This window comes from Parasphingorhabdus sp., assembly GCF_039939955.1.
Taxonomy (GTDB): Bacteria; Pseudomonadota; Alphaproteobacteria; order Sphingomonadales; family Sphingomonadaceae; genus Parasphingorhabdus.
The window spans coordinates 555,948-573,878 of the sequence record NZ_JBDVHS010000002.1 but is presented as its reverse complement, the minus strand read 5'-3'; the positions used below and the strand labels follow the sequence as shown (position 1 = coordinate 573,878).

Below are 17,931 nucleotides of genomic sequence, written 5' to 3'. Positions count from 1 at the left end.
CCGGACAAATTTGTCTCGACAAGCTTTTTCTTGTGATTAATGTGCTTTTATCGATTCCGGAGTAAATAGACTATGACGCTAATTGGTACCAAAATGGTTGAAGATGGCCGCACAGCGAGAGAAATTTTCGCGGAACTCATCAGCAACCCGGCGCGGAAGAAATTCGGTTTTGGCGAAAAGCTGGCAATCGTGAATGTTGATGTGCAGCAAGCCTATACCCGCACCGACTTATACAAAACAGCATATGAAACGGATCCCCATCAGATTGACTATATAAACCGCATTTCCGCCTTGGCGCGGGCAAAAGGTATGCCGGTGATCTGGAGCCGCGTAGCGTATAAGGATGATGCCGGTGATGCCGGAGTCTGGGGCACCCGCACGGATACAGAAGATTCTCTGCAGAATATCAAATATGACAGCGAACGGCATAAGCTCGATCCGCGCTGTGAGGTCGATAGCAATGATCTGCAATATACCAAGCGCATGCCGAGCGCCTTTTTCGAAACGCAGCTGGCCAGCTATCTGACCTGGCACAAAGTGGATACGGTCGTCGTCACCGGCGGCTCGACATCGGGATGCGTACGGGCCACGGCCGTCGATGCCCTGAGCCATGGCTATCGCGCCATTGTCCCGATCGAAACCTGCGCAGACAAACATGAAAGCTATCATTTCGCCAATCTGACTGACTTGCAGATTAAATATGCAGATGTCGAACCGGTGCAAACGGTGATCGACTGGCTGGATGCGCAATGATGAACGACGCACAGAAAGCCGACCCCGGCCTTTATGATTATCTGCCATATCGGAACCGGCCAAAGATTACGTGGCCGGACGGCAAAACCTGTGCCGTCTGGGTTGCGCCCAATTTAGAGTTTTACGAACTCGACCCGGCGATCAATCCACACCGCAAAAGCTGGCCCAAACCGCATCCCGACGTGGTTGGCTATGGCCACCGCGATCATGCCAACCGGGTGTCACACTGGCGCATGGCGGAGATGATGAGCAAGCACGGCTTCCCGGGATCGGTCAGCCTCTCGGTTGCGCTGTGCGACCATATCCCTGAAGTCGTCAACGATGCCAGCCAGCGCGGCTGGGAATTTTTCAGCCATGGCATATATAACACGCGCTATAGCTATGGGATGGACGAGGCGCAGGAACGCGCAATCATCGAAGATAGTATCGAAACCGTGGAGCGCACGACCGGCCAGCGGATCCGAGGCTGGCTCGCACCGGCTCTCACCCATACACCCCGCACGCTCGACCTCATCGCCGAATATGGCCTCGATTATACATGCGACCTCTATCATGACGACCAGCCGACCGATGTGAAGGTCAAATCAGGGAAGCTGGCCGCCATTCCCTATAGTCTCGAGGTCAACGATCACTATGGCTTCTTCATCTACAATATGTCGCCACGCGAATATGCGGATACGCTGATCCGGCAATATGACCGGCTTGCCGGCGAAGGCACACAGTCGGGAACCGTCATGTGCATCCCGCTGCACAGCTATCTGATTGGCCAGCCACACCGCATCGGCGCCTTCGAATCGGTGCTGGAACATATTGCTGGCGACGGCAGAGCCTGGATCACCAAGGCCGGCGACATCGTGGATCATTTCCGGGAGCAAATGGCATGAGCTTGGACCCGAGCTATCTCGAATATCCCAAACGTGGCCGCGGGATGGACCATGACTATTATCCCTATTCGCAATTTTTCGAACGCAAGCCGCTGCAATGGCCAGATGCGAAGAAGTTGCTGATCTGGCCGGTCATCAGCCTCGAATATTTCCCGATGATTCCGGAGGATGATCCATTCCGGGCGCCGGGCCATATGGCGACCGCCTATCCCGACTATCGCCATTATACGGCGCGGGAATATGGAACCCGCATTGGCATTTACCGCCTGCTGGGCGCATTTGAGAAAGCCGGTGTACAAATATCGGTCGCGACCAACAGCGCCATTGCCGAGCGCTATCCCGAACTCATTGCCGACATCATCGCGGGCGGGCACGAGATTATCGCCCATAGCACCGACATGAACGGCACGATTGCCAGCGGCATGAGCGAGGCAGACGAACAGGCCTTGATCACCGGATCGCTCGACACGCTGGAGCAAGTCACCGGAACGCGGCCACGCGGCTGGCTCTCCATTGCCCGGTCGCAAAGCTTTAACACCGCCAGACTGCTTGCCGAGGCAGGCGTCGACTATATGTGCGACTGGGTGAATGACGAACTGCCGTATGCGTTCCAAACGGAGGCTGGTCCTATCACCAATCTTCCGCTCAATCATGAGTTGTCGGACCGCCAGATCGTCAATGTGCAACAGCATTCCGTGGATAGCTACGCCCAGCAAATGAGAGACGCAGCGGATTGGTTGCTCGGCGAATCAAAAACATTTGGCGGACGGATGATGCCAATGCATCTGACGCCTTACATCATGGGCCTGCCCTACCGCATCGCCGCCTTTGAGGCGCTGATCGCCAGTTTTGCCGACAGACCGGACATCGGTTTTGCCCGCGGCGATGCCATCATCGACAGTTGGAGCGCACAACAGTGAAAGTCCGCAACCCCCGCACCGGCGAAATAGACCATATTTTGGAACCGGTTGACCGTGCAGGGGTGGCTGCTGCTGCTAAACGCTTGCGGAAAAACCAACCGCGCTGGGCCGCCATGTCGATCAGCGAGCGCAGCACAATCATGCTGCGCTGGGCCGATGCCATCGAAAAACATGCCCGTGCCATTGTCGAACAGCTCACGGTCGACACAGGCCGCGCCGGGATTTCCGCGATTGAAGTCGGCAGCCTACCCGACACGATAAGACGCTGGGCGGCGCAGGCGCCTGATATCATAGCGCGCCATTCGCCATCGAACGTTGCTTCGGCAAACCCCACTGTCGAGTACAGCACGCAACTCGTGCCATTTCCCCTATTTGGCGCCATTGCGCCGTGGAATTTCCCGATAATCCTCAGCACTATCGATGCCATTCCAGCGCTATTTGCCGGCTGTGCGGCACTGATCAAGCCATCTGAAATAACACCGCGATTTGTCGATCCATTGCGCGCCAGCATAGCCGAGGTTCCGGAACTTGCCGACGTACTGGAGATTGTCCTTGGTGATGCGGCCACCGGTGAGGCACTCGTTGCCCATGTCGATTATGTCTGCTTCACCGGCTCGGTCGCAACCGGCCGCAAGGTCGCGGTTGCCGCAGCAGAGGCATTTATCCCCGCCAATCTTGAACTGGGTGGCAAGGACCCGATGATCATATTGGCCAGCGCCGATCCGGTCGAAGCCGCGAAAACTGCTCTCCGCGCAAGTATATTGGCAACCGGCCAAGCCTGCCAGTCGATCGAACGACTCTACGTGGCGCGCGAGATATATGACCGGTTCCTGGAAACACTGGTCACCGAAGCGGAGAAAGTCCGCCTCAACTATCCCGACATGAACCAGGGCGAAATCGGGCCCTTTATCTTTGCGCCGCAGGGCCGCAAGATTGGTGAACAGATCGCCGAAGCAAAGGCAAAAGGCGCCCGTGTTCTGACCGGGGGCACGGTCGAGACGCTGGGCGGAGGAACCTATTTACGGCCAACAGTGATCGCAAATGCAACGCCGGATATGGCCGTCATTCGGGACGAAAGCTTCGGGCCGGTGCTGCCGGTCATTGCATTTGACAATGTCGAAGACGCCATCGCGCAAGCCAATGACTCAATCTATGGTTTATCTGCCGCCGTTCTGGCCGGAACGGCAGAAGAAGCAAAAGCCGTCGGCGAGCGGCTCGAGGCCGGGGCCATTTCAATCAACGATGGTTCGATGACCGCAATGGTCTGGGACGCGGAAAATTCCAGTTTCAAAATGTCGGGCATGGGACCGTCCCGCATGGGAGAAAGCGGCCTTACCCGTTTCTTCCGTCAACAGGCGTTCATCGAACAGACCGCGGCACCGGCCCGCATTCAGGATTTCGCTGAAGAGAATTTTGCCGGAAGCAATGGCCAATGACCGGTTGGCGCGTTTTGATGACGGAGCATATGCCGAATATGCTGGCGCATGAGGGCCATTGGGATGGCATCTACCGTCATCAGGACGATGAAGGCAATATTCTGGACGAGCATCGCACCCTCACCCATTGCGAATTTCCGGATGATGGTGACTTTGCCTATATCCAGCATAATGATTTGATCTGGGCCGACGGACGCAAACAGCATTTTGAATTTGGTGGCGTCTACCGCGATGGAAAGCTCCATTGGGATACCGACCGGTTCTCTGGCTATGGCTGGGAGAGCGACGGCCTGATATTATTGCGACTTGACCGAAAAGATGCGCCGGGCGAACGCTATACGGAGATGATCGAGATCGCCGAAGACGGCAGATCAAGAGCGCGCACTTGGCAGTGGTTCAAGGATGGCGCGCCATATCGTCGAACTTTATGTGACGAAAAACGAGTGACATAGGAGTGTGAAAAATGGGCATTGAATTGCAACATCCAATGAAGCCGAACCTCAACCCTGACGAAGCAGCGAGGGGGCATTTTGTATCAGGCATCCGTTCGTTCATTCTCAATGATCTCGCAGGGGATCTAAGGACAGCCTATGACAAGCGCGCAGCTCCCGCCTTTGCCCGAAAGACAGGTCGCGCGCCGGAAACCAGCAACGAAGCACATCAGGCCCTGCGCGGTGACACCGCCTTCAATATCTATTCCGCAATGCGGGTCCAGGCACAGAAGATGGTCTGGAATGCCGCAGGCGCCGTGGTGGAACGCGATATCGACCGTATGGAAGCAGAGGCCGTAAAGGTCGACAATGCATCCGGTTCGGTGACGCTCGATCCCGATCTTGATATCCCGCGCAACGTGGATGCCATTGAAGTCCACCTGATGCCGGGAAGCTATACCAGAGGCGGTGAATCTCTTGAGGCCGGCGCGGTTTATGATCAGGGGCTAGCGGTCTTTTCTATGGGCCTGATGGGCACGAATCTGGATGATATTGGCCTGTCCATGGCCGCCTATGTCTCCGGAAAATTCCCGGACTTCAAACCGGAACGTATATTAGATACCGGTTGCACCATTGGTCACAATACCCTGCCATGGAAACAGACCTATCCGGACGCCCGTGTCGAAGCCATTGACGCGGCGGCAGGCGGGCTGCGCTATGCCTCCGCGCGGGCCAAGATGCAGAATCAGGAAGTCCACTTTAAACAAATGTCGGCCGAGGCGCTGGACTATGAAGACAATAGTTTCGATCTCGTCTTCTCGTCCATGTTCCTGCACGAGCTTTCCAAAAAAGCACGCGCTGCGGCCTTCAAGGAAGCCTATCGCGTCCTCAAACCCGGCGGCATGTTGCTGCACATGGAATTGCCGCCCAACGGCCAGATGAATGCCTTTGATGGCTTCTATCTCGATTGGGACAGCTGGTATAATAGCGAGCCTTTTTACAAGGGCTTTCGCGACGAAGACCCCAAGAATCTATGTGAAAATGGTGGCTTCGGGTCGGATGACTATTTTCAATTCGTCGTGCCTAGCATCGGTATTTACGGTGCCGATGCGGTGACCGATGCAATTGCCGATGAAGATGCCAATGCGGTGGATAGCGAAACAACCGGCAGGCTGGCAGAGGGCATTATGTGGTTCGGTTTCGGGGCCTGGAAACGATAATGGCTGAACCCGTTTTCAAACCCGACGATACGCCAAACGATATCTATGGCGCCGATGGCAAGCCGATATTTTTCGACGATCCCGGTATGGACCGTTTCGTTGCCGTCATCATGAACATGGCACAGGAAATGTGGGTTCAGGAGGAACGGCTGATGACATTGGAAGGCCGAGAACCGACACCTGAAGACCGGGAAGCCAAAATGAAAGTATTTATAAACCGTATTTTTGCGCCACTGCGCGAAGGAGCATAATTGATGAAAGTTTGGGAAATTGGTGCGCGCACCGGAATTGATGGTTTGCGTATCGCGGAACGTGATGAACCCACGGCCGGGGCAGGAGAATTACTGGTCAAGACAGTCGCGTCCGGCCTCAATTATCGCGACCTTATGGTGCTGCGCGGTCACTATGGTAACGATCTTCCGGAAAATCGCATTCCTCTTTCCGACGGTGTGGGCGTGGTGGAAGCGGTTGGTGAGGGCGTATCCGGCTTCAACGTCGGCGACCGGGTCATAGCGCCCCATTTCCTGAACTGGCTCGATGGGCCTTATAATTTCGGTATATTCGGTGCGGATCTCGGCGTTACCGCTGATGGCTGGCTGGCAGAGAAAATGACGCTTCCTGCTGCTTCCACCATAGCCCTGCCCGCTGCAGTCGATGATCAAACGGCAGCATCTCTGGCCGTTGTCGCGGGCACCGTCTGGCACGCAATGGTTGCCTTCAGCGCGGTCAAACCCGGCGAGCTTGTGCTAGCCCAAGGGACCGGCGGTGTATCAATCTTCGCTTTGCATCTGGCAAAAGCACTGGGCGCGGACTTCGCGATCACTTCATCCAGCGACGAGAAGCTGGCGCGGGCAAAAGACATGGGTGCAGACTTTGCGATCAACTATCGCGACCGCCCCGATTGGGCAGCAGCCTTGTGGGAACAAACCGGGGGGCGCGGCGCCGATGTCGTTGTCGACACGCTGGGCTTTCCTGCCCTTGCAGAAACGGTTGCGGCATCGGCGGTGAACGGCCGAATTGGTACGCTGGGGGCATTGTCGGGCACACCACAAGCAACCGCCAGCGCCAATCAGGGTGATATCATTGGCAAGAATCTGACGATCAAGGGAATTGCCTCTGGTAGCCGCGCAATGATGGCGGCGGCGGTCGCGACAATCGCGGAACATGGCATCAGCATTCCGGTCGATCAGGAATTTGCTTTTGCGGATGCACCGGCCGCTTTTCGCCATCTTGAGAGCGGCACGCATTTTGGAAAAATTCTGATCCGCATGGATTGAATGATGATGTTCTAAATGGTCGCGGTCACCGGATTAAAAGCCATCATTTCCATATTGTTCATCGGTGCAGAGGCCGGTTTAAACTTGTCGGGATCGATCGCCTGCGTCACTTTTCCCTGAATGATCGATGCCGCATGCACTTTTTCGGTGCGCGGCTTTCTCGCGCTTTCATAGCGGGCAAGCGCCCCATCGATATCGGAATCCAGTACCAGAGCCTTGGCTAGAATATAGCCATCTTCAATCGCCATGGCGGCACCCATGCCCAGAAACGGCAGCATCGCGTGCGCCGCATCACCCAATAGGGTCGTCCGTCCCCGCGACCATTTCGCGAGCGGCTTGCGATCATAAAGCCCCCATTTGATGATATTCGAGCCATGGCCGATCAGGCCCACGACATCTTCATGCCAACCAGCAAATATTTCTGCCAATTCACTTTTTGATGCCCCCGTGGACCAGCCCTCTGGCACCGGTTCCTTCGTCTCCGCCAGACCTGCACAATTAACGATCTCGCCATTGCACATCGTGTAGCGGTTGAAGGTCCGCTCCGGGCCAATGAATATAGCGCTGCGGCCCAGTTGCATGAACGGATCAGCCTCGCGCATCGGTACCAGAAAGCGATAGGCAACATGATCCGTGAAGCGTGGTTCGTCACCGGGCCTGAGCATCGCACGAACCGCAGACCGAACGCCATCGGCGCCAACCAGCAAGTCTCCTTTTGCTAGGGCGCCATCGGCAAATCTCGCGGTGATCTGACCATCCGCTTCATCGAAATCGACCAATTTATGCCCAGTATAGATCGGGCCACCCAATTGCTTCAGCGCGTCAATCAGCACCTGCTGCAGGTCCGCACGGTAGATATGGCGTATAATGTCGGCTTCGCCGTCATCTGCACGACCATCACCATGATCAAAATCACCCATCAACAGGCGGCCGTTCTGATAGTGGAGAAAGGGCAGAACACCCGCCGGGCAGGATCTCGCGGCAACGGCGCCCTGAACACCGAGCGCGCGAAAAACATGCTGCGCGCCAAGGCCAAGGGTCAGTCCGGCGCCGGTTTCTTCTAGCCTATTCGCGGCTTCATGAACTTCAACATCAATCCCCTGCTGCCGCAGAGCAATTGCAGCGGTGAGCCCCCCAAGACCAGCACCGATGATCAATATTTTCACAGCCTATGATCCCGCCCTAGCGCTTCAATTCTGTCAGTTCATACCAAGTCATCATATAACCGCCGACCCCGCCTTGAACGAAAATACCATCGTCGTCGTCGGTGATCCAAACGTCATAGGGTGGGTGTTCGCCAGCCATGCCGCCCGTCCCCGGTATGATGCTGGAGTCATCGATGAATTGCAGATGCTTGCACTGGAAGGTTCCAGCCGGAACGGTGACCTTTTCCTTGCCAAGATATAGCGCGCCGATTTTCACCTGTGCAATCTGCGGCGGTGTGGCGCCGCGGTGGTCAGGCGAAGGCAGGTAGCAGTTCAGGAGTCTTTTATCCTGCGCGTCCCAATCCAGTGTAGAGAGCATATAACCGTCAGACACAATTGGGTGCGTCCCAAAGCCGGTCAGCGGCAATTCTGCCTCCACCCGCTGCGACAAGCGGCCGATAGAAGGGCCATAGCTTTCCATCTCGATATGACTGCCATCGAAGCGCATCCAGCCAGACCCCATGAAAGCATCACCCACGGTCAAGCGGACATGAAGGTCCATCGGTTGATCATGCTCGTCCAGCGCATAGATGATATCGCGCATCACGGTGGGTTCGGGCTCATAGATCTCACAATGGGCACGCATCGTCACCTTACCATCACCGTGGCGAGTGAACATGAACGTCTCAAAACCCCGGTTCTTCCCCTTCATCTCTGGCTTCCGGGACGTATATTCTAGCCGCCCTTCGATCACTCTATGCTTCATGCCAATTTCTCCTTGTTTTTGTCATGCCAGCCGATTATCCGAATGCCAAGGGGAATTTGTCCGGACAAATTAACTTCACTGTTTTTGGCGATAGATGGAACGCAGGCTATGGAATTTCTGACCACAAATGAACTAAGCATTTTGCGCTGGGTACATATATTGGCGATGGTCTACTGGCTGGGCGGTGAATGGGGCGTGTTCCAGACAAGCTATAATGTCACCAATCGCGACCTCTCACTGGAGGAACGCCGGCGGCATATGGAAACCGCCTATCGCATCGACATATTGGCACGCACCGGCATTGTCCTGCTGCTCCCGCTGGGGCTCCATATGGGCAAGCTTTACGGTTTTGTCCCGATGCTTGATGGTGCCGGGATATGGTGGATGTGGCTGTTCTTTGCAATCTGGCTGGCAATGACTTGGACCGCGTTTCTCAAACGGGAAACCGATATCGGTGTGAAGGTCACCATGTTGGAAGAAAAATTACGCTATCCGCTAATCCTCTCGCTGTTCATCATTTCCTTCCTCGCCTTTCAGGGTAGCGGCCCCATTGAAACCGGTGAAGGCAGCCATTGGTATCCTTCCAAAATCGCGCTCTATGCTTTCGCCTTGTGCATCGGCCTTTTCCTTCGGCTGGTCATGCGCCGCTGGACGGAAAGATTCAGGGTTTTGGCTCAGGGTCCGGATGCTGCGCAAGAAGCGGCCTTGGAACGGGAAATCGCGCAGGCACGCTTTGCCGCCTATATCTACTGGATCACGATTTCCGGTGTCTGCTTCCTTGGAGCGGTGAAACCGTTCTAGGGTCAGAACCCCGACCCTCGTTCATTCAAATATCTTTGAGTTCCCGGCTGACGTCTTCCACAGGCGGTTCTGCCTGCTGAAGCTCTTCGACCATCTGCTGCGGGCCCCGCATCACCCGATAGATATATTCGCGGATCATCACGCCGCGCTCGTAAGCCGCCTGCTTGTCCGGCACATAGCTCTCGATATCTGCTCGGGAAATCGTGCCTTTGGAGTCCAATAGGCGCTCGACCGTATCCATACGTTCCCGCAACACTGATACTTCGCCGACGACCGCCATCAAGATAGAAAGCAGACGTTCGTCCTGAGGATTTTCGAAATATTCGGGGCGCTTGCCTTTTGCCTTTTTGTTGGCCGCAGCCATCCAATCAAATGCTGCGTCGCTCATTCTGCTGCCTCCTGCATTTGTTCGGAATTCTTCCAAGCACCATATGCGTGCCAATAGGCTGCCCGGCCATGATCCTCATCCTCGCCGGTCGGCGCTTCGGGAAAGATTTCCCGGTCAACCACAGCGCGCACGCCGGTTTCGAACAATTCTTCCCGGCCAAAGCCCGCAGCGACCATCTGCCCCTTCATATCGAGACTGTGCATCGACGACCAGAAAGGCTCATTATTGTTAAACGCATCCCAATCGCGCAAAAATTGCTCGAATAAGGGCATGCCATCATGATATTCAGGTTGTTCGAGATGCAGCATCAAACCGTCATCGGCGAGCACGCGATAGCCTTCGGAGAGGATTTTGGGCAGCGCCTTGCCGCTGGTTTCGTGCAAGAACATCGTCGTCTGCACCCAATCAAATGTCCCGTCTTCCCAGCGCGACAAATCTTCGGCATTTGCTTGAATAAATTTGATATTGGTCGCCCCCAGGGACTGCGCCCGGGCATGGGCATAGCGCAATATCGGCGCCGCCGTATCAATCGCGATGATTTCGCAATGGGGAAAAGCAAGAGCCAGCGGAACGATATTGTGGCCGATGGTGCAACCGATATCGAGCACCCGGCGCGGTTCCCAGCCCGGACGTTGCTTGCCGATCCAGTCAACCAAAGCCTGCCCGCCGCCGTCGGATAGCGCACCCAGACCACCAGCCGTGGTCGCAAATATCCCGCTATCATAATTGGCACCGGCGGAAACGTCACCCGGATGCTCTTCACCATGATAGCTGCCCGGCATACAATGGATATCAACGGCATTTTGATAGCGGGGAATCTCGACCTCTGGGTTGAGTTCTAGCGAATCCCGACCTTCGTTAAACTGCCGTGCCTTGGCATTGAGCTCGTCTATCTGTCGCAGCACCAGAGCGCGACCATTTTGCTGGCGCATTTCCATCGAATTGCGTTTCAGCGCTGACCAGAATTGATGAAACGGATCCTCATTCATCGCATGGCGGATTTCGAACCGGTCCTTCGGTTCACGCCCATGGGTTTTTTCAAACTTCGGCAACACGCGATTGTCATAGGCGAGCTTGTTGCCGGGACCCAGAGCACCAGAAAGGAATTTGTTGAAATTGGCGAGAAAATCAAAGCGGGCGATTTCATCATGCGATGCCACTGGTGAAACGCCATGCTGCGCAACGGCGTTATATGGAGGCGCTACATCGAGCTTTTCGTCGCTGCTCATATCAGGTCATCCTTGATCATACGTTCAATCACTTCTTCCTGAGTCCGCAGAAAATAGTCGCGGTCAGGAATCTGCACCTTTCCATCCTTCATCAAGCCGTTGGCACCTTGTATCTCAATATCTCCGTAGGTCGCGGCAAAAAGCTCGAGTCTCTGACGTGCGAGAAAATTTGTCATCGCCGGCTTCCGCCGCGCAGCCCGCAAAGCACCCAGATCAATGTCCGCAAAAGCGGTAAATGTCTCACCACTATTGGATTCGGACAGCACCCTGCCCTTATAGTCGACAATCATACTATTGCCGTCGGCAGAGGCCAGAGGCAGGCTCGTATTCTCGATCCCTGCGGTATTGGCCGACACGACATATGCCATATTCTCCTGCGCGCGGGCGCGCTTGCCAATATCCTTTGGCGTGTCGAGTGGAGAGCCGATTTCGGAGCTGCTATGGACGAATATTTCCGCCCCGCGCAACGCATGGGCACGCGCGATTTCGGGATAGAGTATTTCTTCAGACGCAATAGCTGCCAAATTACCAATTTCCGTTTTCGCGACCGGAAACACCCCGTCGATCCCGTAAATATCGAGATATTTCGACCAGACATCATGGGGCGTTGGAGCGAACATTGAATTCAGCCGCCGATAACGCAACACAACATCACCGGACGGCGCTACAATGAAACTCGTTTGGAAATAGAGGCCGGGAAAATTCTTATCCACCTCATAGGCATTGCCAGCGACATGCATTTGGAGCCGCTGTGCCATTCCGCCCAGCGCGTCATATTCCGGACCATCTACCTCCAACGCAGCCTTGTCCGCGAAATCGGGAATAGAAATACGTCCGGGATAGCTGGTCAAAAGATATTCAGGCAGAACCGCAAGTTTCACCGGATTGCCGGCATATTGCTTGATGAAGATGGTGGCAGAATGAATTTTGCTTTCAACATCACCAATCATCGCCAGCATCTGGGCACGGGCAGCGGCTTTGTCCGGTGTCTTCTCCACCGATTTCGCTGCGAGTTGCATCGCCACCGCTGCATATATTTTGCGATCTGTCATGCTCTCATCACCACCATCTTTCGCTATCGCCGCAAAAACTGTTGTCGGCGTCGAAGCGCATATTGCCCCCGCCAACATCTGTCTGCGATCAAAATCCATCGCCCGTCAGAAACCCAGAGTTCCTGGATTCATCAGCCCCTTGGGGTCCAGGGACTTCTTGAGATCAACCAACAAAGCATCCGCCGCCGGATCAAGACTATCACGATAGCGATAGGCCCTGCCAATCTGGAAATGCGTTGCGCCCTGGTCAAAAAACAGATCAACCAGCGCCTGCTTCATTTTCTGCGCGAACGCCCAAGCTGCGGGATTGGCAGGTAATTGTGGCAGCTTCGCTAAATGGGCATCTTCAACGCTGTCCTTGTGGAGCGGATTGGCGGCATCAGGCCAGTATAGACAGGGTTCGATGATCGCGCCCGAGCCACTGACTGACGACACCAATGTACCGGTAGATATGCCGAGGCTGTCCATTTCTTCCTGATGGTCGGCAAACAGGGCTTTGATCGCATCATAACATGCGATCGCCTTGGAATGCGGCAACAGGCCATGTATCGGCGCCCATCTTTGTCCCTCCGGCCCCAACATTGAATTCAGCGGACCAAATGGGTTGGCGCGGATGATTTTGGGAATCGTATTTTCCGTCTCGGTGGCACCGTGGGCCAGTGCCATTTTCCGTGCGCGCCCTAGGTCATCATCTGCCGCCACCTGGAGGCGCGCTTCGGTCAAGACGTGCAGAGAAAATTTGGCTTCGTCCATGAAGTCGCGTCCGGCTGCAACTACCTTGGCGCCTTCTTTGATCGCACCCCAAACCGAGCCTTGTTTCTTCATCATCTGGCCCAGCGCTTTCGCGTCGCTGCCCAAGCTATCCCGCTTCATGCGGATGGCATTCAAGCCGGGGTCAAAGCCAAAACATTCGGTCGAGACACCGGATCGTTCAATCTCTGCCAATGCGGCGAGCGTATCTGCATGGCTTTCAAAACTGAAACTTGCATAGCCATGGGCCTCAGCCTCGGGGATCAGACGCAGCGTGATCGTCGCCTTCATGCCTAAAGCCCCAGTATCGGCCAAAAAAATGCCAGTCAGATCGGGACCATAAGGTCGGGTAAAATTGGCACCCGTGTTCAGGATCGTGCCGTCCGCCAACACCACTTCCATTGCGAGGCATGTTTCTACTGCCGTGCCATAGCGGCCCGATCCCCAAAACACGCCATTCTGGCTCATACCGCCACCGATAGTGGCTTTCAGGCCCGACAATGTGCCCCAGAACGGCGTCCGCAGGCCTTTTGCTTGCAGAGCCTCATAGAGAGTGGCCCATGTACAGCCAGCCTCAACCGTAACCGTCATATCAGTTTCGTTGATTTCCAATATCCGGTCCATCGCCGCCAGATCGAACAGCACTGCGCCTGGCTGATCCGATGTATATCCACCGGTATAGCTCATCCCGCCACCGCGCGGGATCACGGCGATATTTTGCGCAGTGGTCGCCGCGATAGCCGCCGCCAGCTCATCCTTGTTTTTTGGCCTTACCACTGCGAGCAAATCCGCACCGCGCTGGTAAATATCATGGGCATAGAAATCGAGCAGGTCGGCGTCCGTCAAAACCGTTACACCGGTTTCAGCAATATGGTCGGTCGCGCTCAGATTAACATTGGTAGCCATTAACTTGCCTCCATTGCAAGATTTCCAGTGGTCGGTGTTTCCGCTTCTGGCAGGTTGTCGGGATAACGGCCAAGCAGCAGCAGAAGCCCCCCGCCAATGAAGAACGCGAACATCGCCACGGACAATATCGGATCATAGCTTCCCGTCGTGTCCCTGACATTGGCATATATGATGGGCGACAAGGCGGAGAAAAATCCGAAAGGCATATATAGCATGCCGTAAACCTTGCCATAGTTGGCCATGCCAAAATAGCGGCCGGTCAGATAGGCGATAAGGTCGCTTTCGGCTCCAGCGGCAAAGCCAAGTAGAAAACCAGCGACGGCCGCCATCGGGAAGGTGATATTGTCGCCGAGCAAAATATAGCAGGATAGCGCCGGTAAGCAGAGCAACGGGAAGGCGACAAAACCGGCCCAGAAACGATCAAGCAACATTCCGGTTATGATACGGCCAGAAAAAATGCCGATTCCCAAAACGCCCATGACCGACGCAGCGGTTTGCGCCTCGAGCCCGCGATCAGACAACATGGTGGGCAAATTGATGAATGCACCGCCAAAGGAACCTGCGACAATCGCGATGGAAACCCAGATCAGCCAGAAACGGTAATCTTTCAATGCAGCTTTCAGCGTCACACCGGTTAGATTGCCGCTCGCCCCGCCGATCGCTTTCGGCCGCTCGTCCGTTCGCGGTTCACGGAACAGAAAATATCCGATCGGCAGCGCGATGATCAACGGCAAGGTCGCGACGATCGCAAACATCGAACGCCACCCGTAATTTTCGATCCCCCACACAGCAAGCTTTGGCACGGAAATCGCGGCGAGGCTTGTACCCATCAACAATATGCCCAGCGCCAGACCGCGATGCTTGTAGAACCAGAGGTTGATTGCCCGGCTCCAACTAACCGGAGTAGAACCGATACCCACCAGTCCCACCAACACCCAAAGCGCGTAATAAATATAGAGGGTCGAAGTCACTTGCGCGGTGGGCGTCAGCGCAATCATGCCAAAGGAAATGCCGAAAGCCAGCAAGGAATAGAGCGCGACTTTACGGACGCCATATTTATCCGCCAATGAACCGAAAAATGGTGCCAACAAAGCAGCAATCACCCCGAAGATTGTGATGGGCATTACGATCTGGGTTCGGGTCCAGCCAAATTCGGCGATTAGCGGTTCAACGGTAAAACCGATAACATTGAAGGGAACCGGAGATGCACCGCAAGCCACACCGATTGCGCTCGCGAACAGCACCTTCCAACCAAGGGCAAATTCGCCGCGTTCTTCTGTGCTTGCTTCCATATGTCCTCACTGAAATAATTTGTCCGGACAACTATACCGTGGCCAGTCTATTATGCCAGAACAAAAAAGGCGAACCGAAACGGCTCGCCTTTTTCAACAGATGGATCTGATTGCTATAGATTTAGAAGGCGAACCGCCCCTTGATCAGGAAGGTGCGCGGCGGGTTGAGATAGCTGTAGTTGGCAAGCGCCGATTCAATCGCTTCTTCGTCAAAGCAATTTGCACATTCAGCAGACAGCGACCAACCCGTATCGCTTTGCAGGGTGATATTGCCATTGACGATCCAGCGGCTGTCGCTGAACGAACCAGTGATAAAATCACCGCCGAACGGGTTGGACGCAAACGTCGTCCCGGTAGAACTGGTGATCGATCCGCTGTACAGGCTGAACTGGCTTGTCCCCACTTCACTCTTGTCACGCCAGCTCGCGTTGACCGACGGGATCAACGAAAGACCGCCGCCAAGATCTGCCTCATAGCTACCGCCGATTGCCAAGTTGAATTTCGGCGTCCGGACCGGTTCTGCCAGACTGCCGTCCGCAGCCACGATACCCACGCCGCAATTGGATGCTTCCGCCGGGCCGCCACCCGGAACGAGATTGGCTGCCAGTTGCGCAAGACATCCCGCCTGTTGGCTGGCAACGGAACTGACACCAAATGCATCGAGTAAGGGTGCATCGGCATCAATTTTATATTTGTCGTCCTGATAACCGAATGATGCGAACAAGTTCAGCCCATCAACCGGCGCCGCGCTGACTTCCAGTTCAATGCCCTTATTCTCATAATCCGCAAAATTACGGGTGATGAAGGCAATAGAACCATTTGCTCTGGTGAACGCGGACGGCGTTTGCAAACCGGCCACGTCCAGCAAATAGGCCGTCAGATTGACACGCAGCCGGTTATCCAACAATTCCGATTTGATGCCAGCTTCGTAATTCCAAGCGGTTTCCGGTCCGAAAGGCAGCAGCTCGCTCGGCGCCGTGCCACGCGCATTCCAGCCGCCAGATTTGAACCCGCGTGTCGCGGACGCAAAAAACAGCATATCGTCATTGGCCTGAAAGTTGACGGCAAATCGAGGCGTCCAGATTTTGGTTGTCTGAGTTTGCGGGATCGCCACGCCATTGGCTGCCGTGAGGTTCCGGTCGTCAATACAGCTTGCCTCGAGCGAGCCATCGTTACAACTTGCCCGATTGTCACTGATACTGAACTTTTTGGTTTCATCGGTATAGCGAATACCGGCGGTCAATTTGATCCGGTCGGTAACGTTGAGATCGCCTTGCAAATAGCCTGCATAAGCTTTGGTCGAATTACGCAGAGTGCGATCCGCCAAGATCAGAGGGAAGCCGTCAGGTACTACGGTAAAAGGCGGAAATGGCAATGTTGCAAGAGAAAACTGGTCGCCAAAGTCGCTGTAATTATCCTCTTCGAAATAATAAACACCACCAACAAGATCGATCAATCCGTCACCAAGTGACGCATTGACTTTGATTTCCTGTGTGAACTGAGAAAATTCGCCTTCATTGGCGATGGTAAATCCGCCAAGAAGATAGCCCGCGACCGGCGGAGTATCATTTGAGAGGCTGGGCAAACCGCGACCATCGGCAAAATCAAGCGCATAATCCTGCGTCGTGTAGACATAGCCGGTGATAATATTGACCGAAATATCTTCACCGCTACCAAGTTCCAAATTGGATGAAACGAAATCCATGTCCGTCTTGTTGCCAAGCCCGAAATCATTTTTCTTGCCGGTGAAAAGGCCTCCGAAATTCCCGCCTTCGGTATAGCCGGTGGTCACAAAGCGACCATCACAATTGGACGGATTGGCCGGATCGCAATCGAAATTCAATATGTTCGCGCCCTCAGAACGGGTGTGCATATAGGAACCGGTCCACCGGGCTGTGTCAGACAGTTCGCCGCGGAAGCCGAGCCGAACGCCCCAACCATCACTCTCGTTGACCCGCTCACCCGTGGTCGTGTTCTGGGCATAGCCTTGGTCTTCCTGAAAATATCCGGAAACCTTGACCGCAAAGCTATCTGCCAAAGGCAAGTCGATGGAACCACGCGCCATATATTTTTCGTAGCTGCCATAGCCCGCTTCGACAAAACCGGCGAATTCATTGCCGGGTTCCTTCAGGAATACATTGATCGCACCACCTGTTGTGTTCCGCCCGAACAGAGTCCCTTGAGGACCACGCAGCACTTCCAGCCGCTGCACATCGAATAATGAGAGGTTGTTGGCATTTTGCCGACTCAGATAAATGTCGTCGACATAGGTACCAATCGGCGGATCGAATGTCGGAATCGTCTCGCTATTGCCGACGCCCCGAAGATAATAAGAGTTCGCAGAACCCAGGCCCGTATTGTTCAAACCAACCAGGTTGGGGACAAACTGCGCCACTTCCAATGCATTGGAAACACCTCTGCGGAGCAGCTCCTCCTCATCGAATGCACTGATGGAAATAGGAATAGTTTGAACGCTTTCCTCACGGCGCTGGGCCGTAACCACGATAATGCCAAGGCCACCTCCATCGGTGACTTCGTCTTCATTCGCAGACTGCGCGAACACTGGAAAAGAAACTGTGAGGCTGGCTAATGCCGCTGATGCAAGCAGTGATTTTTTCACGATATCAAACTCCCGGACCATTATTATTTGTCCGGACAAATTTACATAGTGTATACAATTT

17 protein-coding genes are annotated in these 17,931 nt (G+C 54.8%); 9 read left to right on the top strand and 8 right to left on the bottom strand.

The genetic code is table 11. The annotated features are described in order from the left end of the window. The first annotated feature begins 72 nt into the window (after positions 1-72). Genes ABJG22_RS03000 through ABJG22_RS02965 form a run of 8 tightly spaced genes read left to right on the top strand, consistent with a single transcriptional unit; the run spans position 73 to position 6,921 of the window. Entirely contained in the window at positions 73-753 is a 681-nt protein-coding gene (locus ABJG22_RS03000; protein ID WP_348018750.1) for an isochorismatase family protein, read from the top strand. Next, on the top strand, positions 750-1,637 hold the full coding sequence (locus ABJG22_RS02995; protein WP_348018749.1) for a polysaccharide deacetylase family protein: 888 nt from the start codon (positions 750-752) through the stop codon (positions 1,635-1,637). Before ABJG22_RS03000 ends, ABJG22_RS02995 begins: the two co-directional genes overlap by 4 nt. Beyond that, positions 1,634-2,557, top strand: a complete 924-nt coding sequence (locus tag ABJG22_RS02990; RefSeq protein ID WP_348018748.1) for a polysaccharide deacetylase family protein — start codon at positions 1,634-1,636, stop codon at positions 2,555-2,557. The genes ABJG22_RS02995 and ABJG22_RS02990 overlap by 4 nt, the downstream gene beginning before the upstream one ends. Further along, positions 2,554-3,993, top strand: a complete 1,440-nt coding sequence (locus tag ABJG22_RS02985) for an aldehyde dehydrogenase family protein (protein WP_348018747.1) — start codon at positions 2,554-2,556, stop codon at positions 3,991-3,993. The genes ABJG22_RS02990 and ABJG22_RS02985 overlap by 4 nt, the downstream gene beginning before the upstream one ends. Then, complete coding sequence (locus tag ABJG22_RS02980; RefSeq protein WP_348018746.1) at positions 3,990-4,445, top strand: hypothetical protein; 456 nt, start codon at positions 3,990-3,992, stop codon at positions 4,443-4,445. Before ABJG22_RS02985 ends, ABJG22_RS02980 begins: the two co-directional genes overlap by 4 nt. Before the next feature lie 11 nt (positions 4,446-4,456). Further along, positions 4,457-5,644, top strand: coding sequence for a class I SAM-dependent methyltransferase (locus ABJG22_RS02975; protein WP_348018745.1), 1,188 nt, complete (start codon positions 4,457-4,459; stop codon positions 5,642-5,644). Continuing rightward, complete coding sequence (locus ABJG22_RS02970; protein ID WP_348018744.1) at positions 5,644-5,895, top strand: hypothetical protein; 252 nt, start codon at positions 5,644-5,646, stop codon at positions 5,893-5,895. Before ABJG22_RS02975 ends, ABJG22_RS02970 begins: the two co-directional genes overlap by 1 nt. Positions 5,896-5,898: 3 nt before the next feature. After that, positions 5,899-6,921, top strand: a complete 1,023-nt coding sequence (locus ABJG22_RS02965) for an NAD(P)-dependent alcohol dehydrogenase (protein WP_348018743.1) — start codon at positions 5,899-5,901, stop codon at positions 6,919-6,921. An 11-nt stretch (positions 6,922-6,932) separates the two neighbouring features. On the opposite strand, the gene ABJG22_RS02960 is transcribed toward ABJG22_RS02965, so the two are convergent. Beyond that, positions 6,933-8,087, bottom strand: a complete 1,155-nt coding sequence (locus tag ABJG22_RS02960) for an FAD-dependent monooxygenase (protein ID WP_348018742.1) — start codon at positions 8,085-8,087, stop codon at positions 6,933-6,935. A gap of 16 nt (positions 8,088-8,103) precedes the next feature. Next, positions 8,104-8,832 carry a hypothetical protein gene (locus tag ABJG22_RS02955; RefSeq protein ID WP_348018741.1) on the bottom strand — a complete coding sequence of 243 codons (729 nt, stop codon included), beginning with the start codon at positions 8,830-8,832 and terminating at the stop codon, positions 8,104-8,106. A gap of 108 nt (positions 8,833-8,940) precedes the next feature. Between ABJG22_RS02955 and ABJG22_RS02950 the strand changes: the two genes are divergently transcribed. Continuing rightward, positions 8,941-9,633 carry a hypothetical protein gene (locus ABJG22_RS02950; RefSeq protein ID WP_348018740.1) on the top strand — a complete coding sequence of 231 codons (693 nt, stop codon included), beginning with the start codon at positions 8,941-8,943 and terminating at the stop codon, positions 9,631-9,633. Between the two features lie 25 nt (positions 9,634-9,658). On the opposite strand, the gene ABJG22_RS02945 is transcribed toward ABJG22_RS02950, so the two are convergent. The 6 genes from ABJG22_RS02945 to ABJG22_RS02920 all read right to left on the bottom strand — a co-directional run bounded on the left by ABJG22_RS02945 (position 9,659) and on the right by ABJG22_RS02920 (position 17,870). Continuing rightward, positions 9,659-10,021, bottom strand: coding sequence for a hypothetical protein (locus tag ABJG22_RS02945; RefSeq protein WP_348018739.1), 363 nt, complete (start codon positions 10,019-10,021; stop codon positions 9,659-9,661). Further along, positions 10,018-11,250 carry a class I SAM-dependent methyltransferase gene (locus ABJG22_RS02940; RefSeq protein ID WP_348018738.1) on the bottom strand — a complete coding sequence of 411 codons (1,233 nt, stop codon included), beginning with the start codon at positions 11,248-11,250 and terminating at the stop codon, positions 10,018-10,020. The genes ABJG22_RS02945 and ABJG22_RS02940 overlap by 4 nt, the downstream gene beginning before the upstream one ends. Continuing rightward, positions 11,247-12,302, bottom strand: a complete 1,056-nt coding sequence (locus ABJG22_RS02935) for a nitrilase-related carbon-nitrogen hydrolase (protein WP_348018737.1) — start codon at positions 12,300-12,302, stop codon at positions 11,247-11,249. Before ABJG22_RS02935 ends, ABJG22_RS02940 begins: the two co-directional genes overlap by 4 nt. Positions 12,303-12,407: 105 nt before the next feature. Beyond that, on the bottom strand, positions 12,408-13,958 hold the full coding sequence (locus tag ABJG22_RS02930; protein WP_348018736.1) for an FAD-binding oxidoreductase: 1,551 nt from the start codon (positions 13,956-13,958) through the stop codon (positions 12,408-12,410). Continuing rightward, complete coding sequence (locus ABJG22_RS02925) at positions 13,958-15,250, bottom strand: MFS transporter (RefSeq protein WP_348018735.1); 1,293 nt, start codon at positions 15,248-15,250, stop codon at positions 13,958-13,960. The genes ABJG22_RS02930 and ABJG22_RS02925 overlap by 1 nt, the downstream gene beginning before the upstream one ends. Positions 15,251-15,371: 121 nt before the next feature. Then, on the bottom strand, positions 15,372-17,870 hold the full coding sequence (locus tag ABJG22_RS02920) for a TonB-dependent receptor (protein WP_348018734.1): 2,499 nt from the start codon (positions 17,868-17,870) through the stop codon (positions 15,372-15,374). Positions 17,871-17,931 lie beyond the last annotated feature (61 nt).